This is a genomic window from Microbacterium oryzae, from assembly GCF_009735645.1.
In the GTDB taxonomy this organism is placed as follows: Bacteria; Actinomycetota; Actinomycetes; order Actinomycetales; family Microbacteriaceae; genus Microbacterium; species Microbacterium oryzae.
Genome location: NZ_CP032550.1, coordinates 1,295,898 through 1,311,820, shown reverse-complemented (window position 1 = coordinate 1,311,820; position 15,923 = coordinate 1,295,898). Strand labels below are relative to the sequence as shown.

At 70.2% G+C, this 15,923-nt stretch carries 10 protein-coding genes and 1 rRNA gene; all 11 read left to right on the top strand.

Annotated features, from left to right (window positions below):
• Positions 1 to 33: 33 nt before the first annotated feature.
• The 11 genes from pheS to D7D94_RS06050 all read left to right on the top strand — a co-directional run bounded on the left by pheS (position 34) and on the right by D7D94_RS06050 (position 15,867).
• A complete protein-coding gene (pheS, locus tag D7D94_RS06100; protein WP_156241771.1) occupies positions 34 to 1,074 on the top strand; it encodes a phenylalanine--tRNA ligase subunit alpha in 1,041 nt (346 codons plus the stop codon).
• Positions 1,074 to 3,572: a phenylalanine--tRNA ligase subunit beta gene (pheT, locus tag D7D94_RS06095; protein ID WP_156241770.1), complete on the top strand. Its 2,499-nt coding sequence runs from the start codon at positions 1,074 to 1,076 to the stop codon at positions 3,570 to 3,572. Before pheS ends, pheT begins: the two co-directional genes overlap by 1 nt.
• Before the next feature lie 475 nt (positions 3,573 to 4,047).
• On the top strand, positions 4,048 to 5,094 hold the full coding sequence (gene argC / locus D7D94_RS06090; RefSeq protein WP_156241769.1) for an N-acetyl-gamma-glutamyl-phosphate reductase: 1,047 nt from the start codon (positions 4,048 to 4,050) through the stop codon (positions 5,092 to 5,094).
• The gene (gene argJ, locus D7D94_RS06085; protein ID WP_156241768.1) at positions 5,091 to 6,248 is read left to right on the top strand and encodes a bifunctional glutamate N-acetyltransferase/amino-acid acetyltransferase ArgJ; all 1,158 of its coding nucleotides are present in this window, start codon (positions 5,091 to 5,093) and stop codon (positions 6,246 to 6,248) included. Before argC ends, argJ begins: the two co-directional genes overlap by 4 nt.
• A complete protein-coding gene (argB, locus tag D7D94_RS06080) occupies positions 6,245 to 7,150 on the top strand; it encodes an acetylglutamate kinase (protein WP_156241767.1) in 906 nt (301 codons plus the stop codon). The genes argJ and argB overlap by 4 nt, the downstream gene beginning before the upstream one ends.
• Positions 7,147 to 8,352: an acetylornithine transaminase gene (locus D7D94_RS06075; protein ID WP_156241766.1), complete on the top strand. Its 1,206-nt coding sequence runs from the start codon at positions 7,147 to 7,149 to the stop codon at positions 8,350 to 8,352. Before argB ends, D7D94_RS06075 begins: the two co-directional genes overlap by 4 nt.
• A complete protein-coding gene (gene argF / locus D7D94_RS06070) occupies positions 8,349 to 9,275 on the top strand; it encodes an ornithine carbamoyltransferase (protein ID WP_156241765.1) in 927 nt (308 codons plus the stop codon). Before D7D94_RS06075 ends, argF begins: the two co-directional genes overlap by 4 nt.
• A complete protein-coding gene (locus D7D94_RS06065; protein WP_156241764.1) occupies positions 9,251 to 10,363 on the top strand; it encodes a heparan-alpha-glucosaminide N-acetyltransferase domain-containing protein in 1,113 nt (370 codons plus the stop codon). Before argF ends, D7D94_RS06065 begins: the two co-directional genes overlap by 25 nt.
• A gap of 69 nt (positions 10,364 to 10,432) precedes the next feature.
• Entirely contained in the window at positions 10,433 to 11,863 is a 1,431-nt protein-coding gene (argH, locus tag D7D94_RS06060; protein ID WP_156241763.1) for an argininosuccinate lyase, read from the top strand.
• Positions 11,864 to 11,896: 33 nt separating this feature from the next.
• Positions 11,897 to 13,201, top strand: coding sequence for a tyrosine--tRNA ligase (gene tyrS, locus D7D94_RS06055; RefSeq protein WP_156241762.1), 1,305 nt, complete (start codon positions 11,897 to 11,899; stop codon positions 13,199 to 13,201).
• A 1,142-nt stretch (positions 13,202 to 14,343) separates the two neighbouring features.
• A 16S ribosomal RNA gene (locus tag D7D94_RS06050) occupies positions 14,344 to 15,867 on the top strand.
• The last annotated feature ends 56 nt before the right edge of the window (positions 15,868 to 15,923 follow it).

The window sequence follows — 15,923 nt, the reverse complement described above, 5'->3', positions numbered from 1 at the left end:
GGGCGACGGATGGCACGGCTAGACTTGTCTTCCGTGTCTGATGCTCCCGAGATCACTCCGGAAGGGGTGGAGGCCGCGGTCGCCGATGCGCTCGCCGCGATCGCCGCAGCCCCCGATACCGCCGCCCTGAAGGCAGCCCGAGCCGCGCACGCGGGGGAGGGGTCGCCGCTCGCCGCGTTCAACGCGCAGATGCGCAGCGTGCCGAAGGAGCGGAAGGCCGAGTTCGGCAAGCTCGTCGGCCAGGCCCGCGGCCAGGTGACCCATGCGCTCGCCGCCCGCGAGGAGGAGCTTGCCTCCGCCGAGCTGTCCGCGCGCCTCGAGGCGGAGCGGATCGACATCACCGCCGTCGCGAGCCGCACGCGGACGGGCGCGCGCCATCCGCTCACCCTGCTGCAGGAGCAGATCGGCGACATCTTCGTCGGCATGGGGTGGGAGATCGCGGAGGGCCCCGAGCTCGAGCACGAGTGGTTCAACTTCGACGCGCTGAACTTCGACGAGGACCACCCGGCCCGTCAGATGCAGGACACGTTCTTCGTCGACCCGGTCGAGCGCCACCTCGTCATGCGCACGCACACGAGCCCCGTGCAGGTGCGCTCGCTCCTCGAGCGCGACCTGCCGGTCTACGTCATCTGCCCGGGCCGCGTGTACCGCACCGACGAGTTCGACGCGACGCACCTGCCGGTGTTCACCCAGTTCGAGGGCCTCGTCGTCGACAAGGGCATCACGATGGCGCACCTCAAGGGCACGCTCGACCACGTCGCGCGCCAGCTCTTCGGCGCGGAGGCGAAGACGCGCCTGCGCACCAACTACTTCCCCTTCACCGAGCCCTCCGCCGAGCTCGATCTGTGGCACCCGACCTTCAAGGGCGGTGCGCGCTGGATCGAGTGGGGCGGCTGCGGCATGGTCAACCCCAACGTGCTGCGCGCGGCGGGGATCGACCCCGAGGTCTACAGCGGCTTCGCGTTCGGCATGGGCGTCGAGCGGACGCTGATGTTCCGCAGCGACGTGAAGGACATGCGCGACATGGCAGAGGGCGATGTCCGCTTCAGCGAGCAGTTCGGGATGGTGGTGTGATGCGCGTTCCGCTTTCGTGGCTGCGTGAGTACGTCGAGCTTCCGGCGGGGACGACTCCCGACGACGTCCTCGCGGCGCTCGTGCGCGTCGGGTTCGAGGAGGAGGCGGTCGTCCGCTTCGACCTGACCGGGCCCATCGTGGTCGGTCAGGTGCTCTCCTTCGAGGAGGAGCCCCAGAAGAACGGCAAGACCATCCGCTGGTGCCAGGTCGACGTCGGCGAGGCCGAGCCCCGCGGCATCGTGTGCGGCGCGGGCAACTTCTTCCCCGGCGACAAGATCGTCGCGACGCTGCCCGGCGCCGTGCTGCCAGGGCCGTTCCCGATCGCCGCCCGCAAGACCTACGGGCACCTCTCGGATGGCATGATCGCCTCCGCGCGCGAGCTCGGTCTCGGCGACGAGCACGACGGCATCCTGCGCCTCGTCGAGCTCGGGATCGACGCCGCACCCGGCACCGATGCGATCGCGCTGCTGGGCCTCGACGACACCGCCGTCGACGTCAACGTCACGCCCGACCGCGGGTACGCGCTGTCGATCCGCGGCATCGCCCGGGAGTACGCGCACGCGACGGGGGCGACGTTCCGCGATCCCGCCGAGCGCGTCGCCGGCGAGGTGGCACCCGGTGAGGGCTTCGCCGTCGCGGTCGAGGACGCGCGCCCCGTGCGCGGTCGCGTCGGTGCGTCGGAGTTCGTCGCCCGCGTCGTCCGCGACGTCGACACCGCCAAGCCGACGCCGCCGTGGATGATCGCGCGGCTCACGCTCGCCGGCGTCCGCTCGCTCGGCATCCTCGTCGACATCACGAACTACGTCATGCTCGAGCTCGGCAACCCCGTGCACGGCTACGACCTCGACCGGCTCTCCGGCGGGCTCACCGTCCGCCGCGCGGAGGCGGGCGAGAAGCTCGAGACGCTCGACGGCCAGGTGCGCGCGCTCCACCCCGAGGATCTCGTCATCGCCGACGCCAGCGGACCCGTCGGTCTCGCCGGCGTCATGGGGGGAGCGGCGACCGAGATGGGCGCCGAGACCCGCAACGTGCTCGTCGAGGCCGCCACGTTCGACTCCGTGTCGATCGCCCGCACCGCACGACGTCACAAGCTCTCGAGCGACGCGTCGCGCCGCTTCGAGCGCGGCGTCGACCCGCTCATCCCGTTCGTCGCCGCGCAGCGCGTCGTCGACCTCCTCGTCGAGCTCGCCGGCGGCACCGCCGACACGCTCGGCGGCGCGCTCTTCGCGGAGCACTCGGCCGCGGCCATCGAGCTGCCCGCGGCCTTCGTCCCCGGCATCATCGGCGTGGACTACTCGGACGACGAGATCGTCGGCGCCCTCGAGACCATCGGCGCCGACGTGGCAGCGGTCGACGGCGGCTGGCGCGCGACCCCGCCGTCGTGGCGCCCGGACCTCACCGACAAGTGGACGCTCGCGGAGGAGGTCGCGCGCATCCACGGGCTCGACCGCATCCCGTCGATCCTCCCCACGCCGCCCTCGGGTCGCGGGTTCACGCCCTCGCAGCAGGGCCGCCGCCGCGTCGCGAACGCGCTCGCCGCCGCCGGCTTCGTGGAGACGCCGTCGTTCCCGTTCACGACGCAGGAGCAGAACGACCTGCACGGGTCGGCGACCGGCGAGCACCTGCCGAGCGTGAAGCTCGTCAACGCGCTGGATGGCCAGGCTCCGTACCTGCGCCGCTCGCTGCTGCCGGGGCTGGTCCAGACCGCGCACCGCAACCTCGCGCGTGGACTCACCGATCTCGCGCTCTTCGAGCTCGGGACGGTGTTCCTGCCGGAGCCCGGTGCGACCTACGGCACGGACTTCATCCCGCCGCTCGGCGTGCGTCCCGACGCGGCCACGCTCGCGGCGCTGGATGCGGCCATCCCCGCGCAGCCGCAGCGCGTGGCGTTCCTCCTCGCCGGCAGCGTCGCGCCGAAGCAGCCCGGCCGCGCGGCCGAGGCGGCCGGGCTCGAGGTCGCGCTCGACGCCATCCGCACCATCGCGGCGGCCGCGGGCGTCGAGATCGAGGTGGCGCAGGGCGAGCGCGCGGCGCTGCACCCGGGGCGCACGGGTCTGCTCACGGTCCGCGGCGACGTCGTCGGCTACGTCGGCGAGCTGCTGCCGCAGGTCGCCGCCGACGCCGACCTCGTCGGGCGCGTGACGGTCGGCGAGCTCGACCTCGACGCCGTGCTCGAGCGCGCGGGGGAGCGCGTGGTGGCGGAGTCGCTGTCGACGTTCCCCGCCGCGACGCAGGACGTGTCGCTCGTGGTGCCGGCGGACGTCCCCGCCGCCGCGCTGCGAGACGCCCTCGCGGAGGGCGCGGGCGAGCTGCTCGAGTCGCTGCGTCTCGTCGACGACTACCGCGGGCAGGGCGTGCCGGAGGGGTCGAAGAGCCTCACGTTCGCGCTGCGCTTCCGCGCCCCCGACCGGACGCTCACCGCGGCCGAGGCATCCGACGCGAAGCTCGCGGGCGTGGCGGTGGCAGGCGAGCGCTTCGGCGCCGAGATCCGCGACTGACCCGCCGGCGCGGCGGCCGGTGCTGGTGGCTGTCGGTGGCGGCTCTCGCGCCGGGCTAGCGTTCGGAGCGCTGGGACTAGCGCTCCGAACGCTAGGACTAGCGCCGGTGGTCGAGGCTAGCGCTCGGAGCACTAGTCTCGACGCCCGGCGCTAGTCTCGCGCTCCGGGCTCGGGCTCCGGGCTCCGGGCTCCGGGCTCCGGGCTCCGGGCTCCGCGCTCCGGGCTCCGGGCTCCGGGCTCCGGGCTCCCGGCTCCGAGCCCGCCCTGCCCGAGCCCGGCCCGGCCCCGTGCTACTGTCGTCGGCATGACCTCGCCCGCGACCGGACCCGCGCTCGTCTCGCGCGCCGTCGTCGCGCTCCGACGTCTCCGCGGCCGCCGAATCTAGGCGACACCGCGAGATCACCGCGCCTCCGCGTGGTCCGTCCGCCGGTGTCGCCGTCTCAGGCCACCGCCCCCGGACCATAAGGTAGAAGTCATGTCGTATTCGGTCGCCGTCTCCGGCGCTTCGGGTTATGCCGGCGGCGAGCTGCTCCGCCTGCTCGCCGAACACCCCGACGTGGAGATCCGCACGGTCACCGCGCACTCGAACGCCGGCCAGCCGCTCATCCAGCACCAGCCGCATCTGCGCTCGCTCGCGCACCTCACCCTGCAGGACACGACGCCGGAGATCCTCTCCGGTCACGACGTCGTCTTCCTCGCCCTCCCGCACGGGCAGTCGGGTCAGTACACCGACGCCCTCGGCGACACCCGCCTCGTCATCGACTGCGGCGCCGATCACCGGCTGACGGATGGCGCGGACTGGGATTCCTTCTACGGCGGCCACTTCCATGAGCCGTGGGCCTACGGCGTGCCCGAGCTGCCCGTCGCCGGCGCGAAGCAGCGCGAGCAGCTCGTCGGGGCGACCCGCATCGCCGCCCCCGGCTGCAACGCCTCGACCGTGAGCCTCAGTCTCGCGCCGGGCGTCGCCGCCGGCGTGATCGACCCCTCCGACATCGTCAGCGTCCTGGCGGTCGGCCCCTCGGGCGCCGGCAAGAGCCTGAAGCCGCACCTCCTCGGCGCCGAGCTGTTCGGCAGCGCGAACCCGTATGCGGTCGGCGGCAGCCATCGCCACATCCCCGAGATCCGGCAGGCGCTGCGTGCGGCCGGCGCAACAGGCGACATCCGCATCTCCTTCACCCCGGTGCTCGTCCCGATGGCGCGGGGCATCCTCGCGACGTCGACCGCGCGCATCTCCGACGGCGTGACGGACGCGCAGATCCGCGACGCGTGGGAGAGCGCGTACGGCGACGAGACGTTCGTGCAGTTGCTCCCCGAGGGGCAGGTGCCGCGCACCGCCGACGTGCTCGGAGCCAACACCGCCCTCATCGGCCTCACCGTCGACCGGGCGGCGGGCCGGGTGGTCGTCGTCACCGCGGTCGACAATCTCGCCAAGGGGACGGCCGGAGCCGCCATCCAGTCCATGAACATCGCGCTCGGCCTCCCCGAGAGCCGCGCACTCACCGTGAACGGAGTGGCGCCGTGAGCGTGACCGCACCCGCAGGATTCGAAGCGGCCGGCGTGGCCGTCGGCCTGAAGTCGACGGGCAAGCCCGATGTCGCGGTGGTCGTCAACCGCGGCCCGCGCAAGGTGGGCGCCGCCGTCTTCACCTCCAACCGCGCGAAGGCGAATCCGATCCTGTGGTCGCAGGAGGCGATCAAGGGCGGCGTGGTCGAGGCGATCGTCCTCAACTCCGGCGGTGCGAACTGCTTCACCGGATCGTTCGGCTTCCAGACCACGCACCAGACCGCCGAGCGCGCGGCCGAGCTCCTCGGCGTCGGCGCGGTCGGCATCCAGGTCTGCTCGACCGGCCTCATCGGCACCGGCGACGAGGTGTTCCGCGGGAAGGTCCTCGACGGCACCGAGAAGGCGATCGCCGTGCTCAGCCCCGACGGCGGCGAAGACGCGGCGCGCGCGATCATGACCACCGACACCGTGCCCAAGATGGCGGTGCACGAGGGCGACGGATGGTCGATCGGCGGGATGGCCAAGGGCGCCGGGATGCTCGCTCCCGGTCTCGCGACCATGCTCGTCGTGCTGACGACGGATGCGGTGCTCGAGCCCGCAGAGGCCGATGCCCGTCTCCGCGCGGCGACGCGGGTCAGTTTCGACCGGCTCGACTCGGATGGCTGTATGTCGACGAACGATCAGGTCACCCTGCTGGCGAGCGGCGCTTCCGGCGTCGTCCCCGATGCCGACGCCTTCACTGAGGCCCTCGCCGCGGTGTGCCGTGACCTCGCCCGCCAGCTGCAGGCCGACGCGGAGGGCGCGAGCCACGCGATCGCGATCGAGGTCGTCGGGGCGGCGAGCGAGGAGGACGCGGTCGAGGTGGGCCGCTCGGTCGCCCGCAACAACCTCTTCAAGGCCGCGATCTTCGGCAACGATCCCAACTGGGGCCGCGTGCTCGCCGCCATCGGCACGACCGCGGCGGAGTTCGACCCGTACCAGGTCGACGTGTCGATGAACGGCGTCCGCGTCTGCAGCGCCGGCGGCCCCGACCGCCCGCGCGAGGAGGTCGACCTGACGCCCCGCGACACCCACGTGCTCATCGACCTGCACGCCGGCGACACGACCGCGACCATCCTGACGAACGACCTCACGCACGACTACGTCCACGAGAACAGCGCGTACTCCTCATGACTCCGATCGATCTGCAGGACACCAGCCCCGAGGAAGCCGAGGTCAAGGCGGCGACCCTCATCGAGTCGCTGCCGTGGCTCAAGCGGTACCGAGACCAGATCGTCGTCGTGAAGTATGGCGGCAACGCGATGATCTCGGAGGAGCTGCAGGACGCCTTCGCCGCGGACATCGCGTACCTCCGCTACGTCGGCATCAAGCCCGTCGTGGTCCACGGCGGCGGCCCGCAGATCTCGAGCATGCTCGACCGTCTGGCCATCCCGAGCGAGTTCAAGGGCGGGTACCGCGTCACCAGCACCGAGGCGATCTCGGTGGTGCGGATGGTCCTCACCGGCCAGATCAACCCGCAGCTCGTCGCGAAGATCAACTCGCACGGGCCGTTCGCGGTCGGCATCTCCGGCGAGGACGCGGGCCTCTTCGGCGGTCGGCGCCGCGGGGTCGTCATCGACGGCGTCGAGGAGAGCCTCGGGCGCGTCGGCGACGTGGTCCGCGTCGACCCCACCCCGGTGCTCGATCAGCTGAAGGCCGACCGCATCCCGGTCGTGGCGGGCGTCGCTCCCGACCTCGACCATCCCGGTCACACCCTCAACATCAACGCCGACGCCGCGGCGTCCGCGCTCGCGGTCGCGCTCGGCGCGCGCAAGCTCGTCGTCCTCACCGACGTCCCGGGGCTGTACGCGGACTGGCCGAACCGCGACTCGCTCGTCTCGCACATCAAGGCCGAGGAGCTGCGCGAGATGCTGCCGCGCCTGGAGTCGGGGATGATCCCCAAGATGCAGGCGTGCCTGGACGCGGTGGACGCCGGCGTGCCCACCGCGGCCATCATCGACGGACGCGTGCCGCACTCGGTGCTCGTCGAGCTCTTCACGAGCAAGGGAATCGGAACGGAGGTGGTGGTCGGATGACCACCTGGCAGGACGACGCATCGCGCGATCTCATGAGCCTCGGGGGGCGCCTCGCGCTCCTCACGCGCGGCGAGGGCTCCCACGTGTGGGACGCGAACGACCGCCGCTACCTCGACTTCCTCGGCGGCATCGCCGTGAACTGCCTGGGTCACGCCCATCCGGTCTTCGTTGACGCGGTCTCGAAGCAGGCGGCCACGCTCGCGCACATCTCGAACTACTTCGCGAGCCCCGCTCAGCTGGAGCTCGCCGCGCGCCTCAAGCGCCTCGCCCGCACCGGCGACGAGGGTCGGGTGTTCCTCGCGAACTCCGGCACCGAGGCCAACGAGATGGCGATCAAGCTCGCCCGCCTGCACGGCGGCAAGACCGGCAAGTCGACCATCCTCGTGCTCGAGGGCGCCTTCCACGGGCGCACCATGGGCGCGCTGTCGATCACGCCGAAGGCCGCCTACCGCGAGCCGTTCGAGCCCGTTCTCCCGGGCATCCGCGCGATCGCGCCGACGCTCGAGGCCCTCGAGGAGGCGATGGACGACTCCGTCGTCGCGCTCTTCGCCGAGCCCATCCAGGGCGAGGCGGGCGTGGTGCCGCTTCCGGATGGCTACCTCGCGCGGGCGCGGGAGCTCACCTCCCAGCACGGCGCGCTGCTCGTCCTGGACGAGGTGCAGACCGGGTCGGGGCGCACGGGGGAGTGGTTCGCCTTCCAGCGCGCGGGCATCGTCCCCGACGCGGTCACCGTCGCGAAGAGCATCGCCGCCGGCTTCCCGCTCGGCGCCCTCCTCACTTTCGGTGCGACCAGCGACCTGTTCTACCCGGGCACGCACAACTCCACCTTCGGCGGCAATCCGCTCGCGAGCGCGGTGGCGAACGCGGTGCTCGACCACATCGAGACGGCCGGGCTGCTCGAGAACGTCACCGCACGCGGCGCCGAGCTGCGTGCGGGCGTCGAAGGTCTGCCGCTCGTCTCCGGCACGCGCGGCGAGGGCCTCCTCATCGGCATCACGCTCGCCGCCCCCGTCGCGGGCGAGGTGCGCGCAGTCGCCCACGAGCGCGGCCTCATCGTCAACGCCCCGGCCGACGACGTCATCCGGATCGCCCCGGCCTACACGATCGGCGACGACGAGGTGTCGGAATTCCTCGCCCTGTTCGGCGAGGCGCTCGCCGCCGTCGCCACGACCATCCCCACCCAGACGGAGACCCCCGCATGACCCGGCACTTCCTGCGCGACGACGACATCACCCCCGCCGAGCAGGCGGAGATCCTCGATCTCGCCGTCGAGCTGAAGAAGGATCGCTGGGCCGACAAGTCGCTCGCCGGCCCGAAGACCGTCGCGGTGATCTTCGACAAGTCCTCGACCCGCACGCGCGTCTCGTTCGCGGTGGGGATCGCCGACCTCGGCGGCTCGCCGCTCATCATCACGACGGCGAGCAGCCAGCTCGGCGGCAAGGAGACGCCCGCCGACACCGCGCGCGTGCTCGAGCGCCAGGTCGCGGCGATCGTCTGGCGCACCTACGCGCAGCAGGGCCTCGAGGAAATGGCCGAGGGCACCCGGGTGCCGGTCGTCAACGCACTGAGCGACGACTTCCACCCCTGCCAGCTGCTGGCCGACCTCCTCACCGTGCGCGAGCACAAGGGCGAGCTGCGGGGGCTCGCACTGTCGTTCTTCGGCGACGGCCGCAGCAACATGGCGCACTCGTACGCGCTGGCCGGCGCCATGGCCGGCATGCACGTGCGCATCGCGTCGCCGGCGGAGTACGCGCCGCGCGAGGACGTCGTCGCCGACGCCCAGCGCATCGCGGCGGAGACCGGCGGCTCGGTGACGGTGCTCACCGACCCGGAGGAGGCAGCCGCGGGCGCCGACGTCATCGTCACCGACACCTGGGTGTCGATGGGCAAGGAGGAGGAGAAGCAGGCGCGCCTGCGCGACCTCTCCGTCTACAAGGTGACCGCCGAGCTCATGAGCCGGGCCGATGAGAAGGCGATCTTCATCCACTGCCTCCCCGCCGACCGCGGCTACGAGGTCGACGCGGAGGTCATCGACGGACCGCAGAGCGTCATCTGGGACGAGGCGGAGAACCGCCTGCACGCGCAGAAGGCCCTCCTCGTTTGGCTGCTGCGCCAAGCGGCCTGACCGGCCGAGTGCGGGCCCGTCGGCTGCGGCTCGACGGGCCCGGCCGCGCGCCCGGGATCGACCTCGCGCGCGGTCTCGCGGTGGTCGGGATGTTCGCCGCCCACCTCCTCGACACCTCGCCGTTCGACCCGGGCGATCCGGCGACCTGGACCGACGTCGTCAACGGGCGCTCGTCCATCCTCTTCGCCGTCCTCGCGGGGGTGTCGCTCGCCCTCGTCACCGGGGGCCCGGAGCGTGTGGAGGGCGAGCGGATGCGCATCGCCTGCGGGCGGATCCTGGTCCGCGCGGCGCTGATCTGGGCGATCGGGATGCTCCTGATCGGACTCGGCACCCCGGTGTACGTGATCCTGCCCGCGTACGGCATCCTCTTCCTTCTCGCGCTGCCGCTGCTGCGGCTTCCCGCTGCGACGCTGTTCGCCGTGGCGGCGGCCATCGCGGTCGTCGCGCCGTTCGCGCTGTGGTTCATCGACGGATGGCCGGGGTGGCCGACGACGTCGGGGCAGGCCCTGGTCGCGCTCGTCGGATGGCACTATCCGTTCCTCCTGTGGCTCGCGTTCGTCGCCGCCGGGCTGGGCATCGGGCGCACCCGCCTCGGGCAGGTGCCCGTCGCTCTCGCCCTGCTGTGCATCGGGGCCGCCGCCGCGCTCGTCGGCTACGGCGTGCTGGGGCGCTGGCACGCGGTCGTCCCACCGAGCGGGCTCTGGGCGCACATCCTCGACGCGGGCGCGCACACGAGCGGGGTCGCTGAGGCGATCGGCTCCGGTGGATTCGCCGTCGCCGTCATCGGAGCCTGCGTCCTCGTGTGCGCGACCCCCGCCCGATGGATCGTCTGGCCGCTGCGGGCGGTCGGCTCGATGCCGCTCACCGCGTATGCCGGGCAGCTCGTCGCGTGGGCGGCGCTGCAGCCCGAGCCCACCCCGCTCCAGTTCGGGTCGGACCTCGTCGCCTTCCGCGCGACGGACCCGTTCTGGCCGATGACGCTCGCCACGGTGCTCGCCTGCTCGGTGTGGGCGCTGCTCGTGGGCCGCGGCCCGCTGGAGTCCGCGATGGCGTGGCTCGCGCGCGTGCTCGTCCCCGCGCGCCTCTGAGGCAGGGGGGCGGCGTGTCTCAGGTCGCGCGGGTAAGACCGGGTGGAGTCGCTTCACTAGGCTGGGGGCGTGAGCACAGGCGAGAACCGCGGCACGAACGAGGGCGCCCTCTGGGGCGGACGCTTCGCAGGAGGACCGAGCCCCGAGCTGCAGGCGCTGAGCCGGTCGACGCACTTCGACTGGCAGCTGGCGCTGTACGACATCCGCGGCTCGCACGCGCACACGACAGCGCTCGCCGCGGCCGGCTACCTCACCGCGGAGGAGGCAGAGCGCATGCACGCGGGCCTCGACGCGCTCGCGGAAGGCGTCCGCAGCGGGCGCATCCAGCCCCGCGCCGCCGACGAGGACGTGCACGGCGCGCTCGAGACGGCGCTCCTCGCCGAGGTCGGCGCCGAGCTCGGCGGCCGTCTTCGCGCGGGCCGGAGCCGGAACGACCAGATCGCCACGCTCATCCGGCTCTACCTCATCGACCACGCGTCGGTGATCGCGCGCGAGCTCGTCCAGCTCGTCGACGCGCTCGTGGCCCAGGCCGACGCGCACCCCGCGGCCATCCTGCCCGGTCGCACCCACCTGCAGCACGCGCAGCCAGTGCTGCTCGCGCACCACCTGCAGGCGCACGGATGGCCGCTGGTCCGCGACCTGGAGCGCCTGCGCGACTGGCGCACTCGCGCCGGCGTCTCGCCGTATGGCGGGGGAGCCCTCGCCGGCTCGACGCTCGGACTCGACCCCGAGCTCGTCGCGCGTGAGCTCGGCCTGGATCGCCCGGCCGAGAACTCCATGGATGGCACCGCCGCCCGCGACGTCGTCGCCGAGTTCGCCTACATCACCGCGCAGATCGGCATCGACCTGTCGCGCCTGGCCGAGGAGATCATCCTCTGGAACACCCGCGAGTTCGGCTTCGTCACCCTCGACGACGGGTACTCCACCGGCTCGAGCATCATGCCGCAGAAGAAGAACCCCGACATCGCGGAGCTCGCCCGCGGCAAGTCCGGTCGACTCATCGGCAACCTCGCGGGTCTCCTCGCGACGCTCAAGGCCCTGCCGCTCGCCTACAACCGCGACCTCCAGGAGGACAAGGAGCCGGTCTTCGACTCCATCGCCACCCTCGAGGTGCTGCTGCCGGCGTTCACCGGCATGGTCGCGACCCTGCGCTTCGACACCGAGCGGATGGCCTCGCTCGCGCCGCAGGGATTCTCCCTGGCGACCGACGTGGCCGAGTGGCTCGTGAAGCAGCGGGTGCCGTTCCGCGATGCGCACGAGATCTCCGGTGCGCTCGTCCGGGCGTGCGAGGAGCGCGGCATCGGCCTCGAGGATGCGTCCGACGAGCTGCTCGCCGAGGTGTCGGCGCACCTGACTCCGGCGGTGCGAGAGGTGCTGACGATCGAGGGGTCGGTCGCCTCGCGCACCGGCGTCGGCGGCACCGCACCCGAGCGCGTCGCGGAGCAGCGCGCCCAGCTCGTCTCGCGCACGCAGTCCGCCGCGCACGCCCTCGGCCTGTGATCGGGCGCGCTTCGAGCCTCTAGGCTGGAGGTCATGACTGCCCCCGCAACCTCGGTTGTCGCGCAGGCGAACGATCCCTCCTTCGAGAACGTCTGGGATGAGCTCGTCTGGCGCGGCCTCGTGCACGTGTCGACCGACCAGGAGGCGCTCCGCGAGCTCCTCAGCGGCGAGCCGATCGTGTATTACTGCGGGTTCGATCCCACGGCGCCGAGCCTGCACCTCGGCAACCTCGTGCAGCTGCTGACGATGCGCCGCCTGCAGCTGGCCGGGCATCGGCCGCTCGGGCTCGTCGGCGGATCGACCGGTCTGATCGGCGACCCGCGGCCGACAGCGGAGCGCACGCTCAACACCCCGGAGACGGTGGCGGAGTGGGTCGCCAAGCTGCAGGCCCAGGTCGAGCGGTTCCTCAGCTTCGAGGGCGACAACGCCGCGCGGATCGTGAACAATCTCGACTGGACGGCTCCGCTGTCGGCCATCGACTTCCTCCGCGAGATCGGCAAGCACTTCCGTGTCGGCACGATGCTCAAGAAGGACGCGGTGAGCGCCCGCCTGAACTCCGACGCCGGCATCAGCTACACCGAGTTCAGCTACCAGATCCTGCAGGGGATGGACTACCTGGAGCTCCACCGCCAGTACGACTGCGTGCTGCAGACCGGCGGCAGCGATCAGTGGGGGAACCTCACCAGCGGCACCGACCTCATCCACCGTGTCGAGGGGAAGTCCGTCCATGCGATCGGCACGCCCCTCATCACGAACAGCGACGGCACGAAGTTCGGCAAGAGCGAGGGCAACGCGATCTGGCTCGATGCCGAGATGTGCAGCCCCTACGCGATGTACCAGTTCTGGCTCAACACCGACGACGCCGACGTGATCGCCCGGCTCAAGGTCTTCACCTTCCTCGGCCGCGAGGAGATCGAGGAGTACGCGGCTCTCGTCGAGAGCGAGCCGTTCCGCCGCGCCGCCCAGAAGCGTCTCGCGCTCGAGGTGACGACGACGGTGCACGGGTTCGCTGCCACTCATGCGGCGATCGCCGCCTCGGAGGCGCTGTTCGGCAAGGGGGACCTCACGGCCCTCGATGCCGACACCCTCGCCGCTGCACTCCGCGAGCTGCCCCACGCCACGCTGGCTTCCGGCACCCCGGTGACACAGGCGCTGGTGGAGACCGGTCTGGTGTCCTCCGTGTCGGAGGCACGCCGGGCGATCGCGCAGGGGGGAGTGTCGCTCGACGGCGCCAAGGTGGCGAGTGACGAGGCCACGGTGGTCGGCGGCCTGCCCGGTGACGTGTCGGTGATCCGACGCGGCAAGAAGGCGCTCGCCGGCGTCTTCGTGCAGGGCTGACCGCCTCAGCTCTGCGACTCGACATCGTCATCCGCTCCCGACGAGGGCGCGATCCCGGCAGGGGTCGCGCCCTCTTCGCGTTTCCCCTCGCCGCACTTCGCCCGCGCGCCGAGACCGCGGGTTCCCTCACTCGCGGAGCGGTCGCTCCGCGACGGCGTGCGGCGCACGCTGTTCGGGAGCGGAGGCCCGTGACGCGTGGCTGACACGGCGTCGCCGCTCCGACCCTGCGCAGTCGCTCGCCGACGGGGTCGGGGCTCCGAGCTGCGCTGTCGCTCTGGGGCCGCGCCTGGCGCACGCTGCTCGGGAGCGGATATGAGGGGTGGCGCAAGGGGAGCTGTCGTGACAGCCTTGCCGCTCCGACGCCGCGCCGTCGCTCGCCAGTTCTGTTCCCGCTCCGGAGGTGCGTGATCGCTCGAAGACTGCGCGTGGTGCTCGCTGTTCGAGAGCGGAGCTCGGGGCGTGCGGTCGAGACTGCGTCGCCGCTCCGACACCGCACGGTTGCTCGACGGACCAGCCGCGCTCTGAGACAGCGTTGCCGCTCTGACGCTGCACCGTTGCTCGTCGATTGCGCTGCGGCGCCGAAGGTGCGTGATCGCTCGAAGACTGCGCGTGGTGCGCACGGTGGGGGAGTGGAGGTGCGGGATGGGCGAGGTGCCAGCCAGCGAGAGAGCCCTACTGCTCTGAACTTGCGGGTCGACTCGGGACCCGCTCGGAGGCCGCATCCGCGACCAGCGGCGCGACACGCCCGAGGTGTTGACCGGTTTGCGGGGGTGGGGGTGCGGGCGTAATGTTGTCTCTTGTCGCCGCCAAGCAGCGAGGTTGAGCCGGAAGGTTCCCCGCCCCAGGTCAGCGACAAACACAAAACATAACTCCCCGGTTCAAGGCTTCTGGTCTTGTTCTGGGGGTGAATGGTTGCCCCGGAGGGCCACGGCGGGAGTCGTGGGGCTGGGTGCGTCTGATCCTTGAGAACTCAACAGCGTGCACTTGTCAAATGCCAAATTATCCTCGGCCTGGTCTTTGTGACTGGGTTTGAGAATTCCTTTGGATCAAAACAATGGTTGTCAGTTATGACATCCGTATTTGGTCATGATTGAACTCGCTGCTCGTTTCACCGTTTTCCCGGTGGCGGTCAGCTTCTGTTTTTTACGGAGAGTTTGATCCTGGCTCAGGATGAACGCTGGCGGCGTGCTTAACACATGCAAGTCGAACGATGAAGCCCAGCTTGCTGGGTGGATTAGTGGCGAACGGGTGAGTAACACGTGAGCAACCTGCCCCTGACTCTGGGATAACAGCCGGAAACGGTTGCTAATACCGGATATGCATCATGGCCGCATGGTCTGTGATGGGAAAGATTTTTCGGTTGGGGATGGGCTCGCGGCCTATCAGCTTGTTGGTGAGGTAGTGGCTCACCAAGGCGTCGACGGGTAGCCGGCCTGAGAGGGTGACCGGCCACACTGGGACTGAGACACGGCCCAGACTCCTACGGGAGGCAGCAGTGGGGAATATTGCACAATGGGCGGAAGCCTGATGCAGCAACGCCGCGTGAGGGACGACGGCCTTCGGGTTGTAAACCTCTTTTAGCAGGGAAGAAGCGAAAGTGACGGTACCTGCAGAAAAAGCGCCGGCTAACTACGTGCCAGCAGCCGCGGTAATACGTAGGGCGCAAGCGTTATCCGGAATTATTGGGCGTAAAGAGCTCGTAGGCGGTTTGTCGCGTCTGCTGTGAAAACCCGAGGCTCAACCTCGGGCCTGCAGTGGGTACGGGCAGACTAGAGTGCGGTAGGGGAGATTGGAATTCCTGGTGTAGCGGTGGAATGCGCAGATATCAGGAGGAACACCGATGGCGAAGGCAGATCTCTGGGCCGTTACTGACGCTGAGGAGCGAAAGGGTGGGGAGCAAACAGGCTTAGATACCCTGGTAGTCCACCCCGTAAACGTTGGGAACTAGTTGTGGGGGCCTTTCCACGGTCTCCGTGACGCAGCTAACGCATTAAGTTCCCCGCCTGGGGAGTACGGCCGCAAGGCTAAAACTCAAAGGAATTGACGGGGACCCGCACAAGCGGCGGAGCATGCGGATTAATTCGATGCAACGCGAAGAACCTTACCAAGGCTTGACATACACCGGAAACGGCCAGAGATGGTCGCCCCTTTATGGTCGGTGTACAGGTGGTGCATGGTTGTCGTCAGCTCGTGTCGTGAGATGTTGGGTTAAGTCCCGCAACGAGCGCAACCCTCGTTCTATGTTGCCAGCACGTTATGGTGGGAACTCATGGGATACTGCCGGGGTCAACTCGGAGGAAGGTGGGGATGACGTCAAATCATCATGCCCCTTATGTCTTGGGCTTCACGCATGCTACAATGGCCGGTACAAAGGGCTGCAATACCGTGAGGTGGAGCGAATCCCAAAAAGCCGGTCCCAGTTCGGATTGAGGTCTGCAACTCGACCTCATGAAGTCGGAGTCGCTAGTAATCGCAGATCAGCAACGCTGCGGTGAATACGTTCCCGGGTCTTGTACACACCGCCCGTCAAGTCATGAAAGTCGGTAACACCTGAAGCCGGTGGCCTAACCCCTTGTGGGAGGGAGCTGTCGAAGGTGGGATCGGTAATTAGGACTAAGTCGTAACAAGGTAGCCGTACCGGAAGGTGCGGCTGGATCACCTCCTTTCTAAGGAGCATCTCGAACCTTTTAGGTTCTAGAGGCCAGTTCATCACCGAATGTGT

Excerpts from the sequence above, each read along its gene's own strand:
- pheT (WP_156241770.1), top strand. The coding sequence starts at position 1,074 with ATGCGCGTTCCGCTTTCGTGGCTGCGTGAGTACGTCGAGCTTCCGGCG.
- argC (WP_156241769.1), top strand. The coding sequence starts at position 4,048 with ATGTCGTATTCGGTCGCCGTCTCCGGCGCTTCGGGTTATGCCGGCGGC.
- argB (WP_156241767.1), top strand. The coding sequence starts at position 6,245 with ATGACTCCGATCGATCTGCAGGACACCAGCCCCGAGGAAGCCGAGGTC.
- D7D94_RS06075 (WP_156241766.1), top strand. The coding sequence starts at position 7,147 with ATGACCACCTGGCAGGACGACGCATCGCGCGATCTCATGAGCCTCGGG.
- argF (WP_156241765.1), top strand. The coding sequence starts at position 8,349 with ATGACCCGGCACTTCCTGCGCGACGACGACATCACCCCCGCCGAGCAG.
- tyrS (WP_156241762.1), top strand. The coding sequence starts at position 11,897 with ATGACTGCCCCCGCAACCTCGGTTGTCGCGCAGGCGAACGATCCCTCC.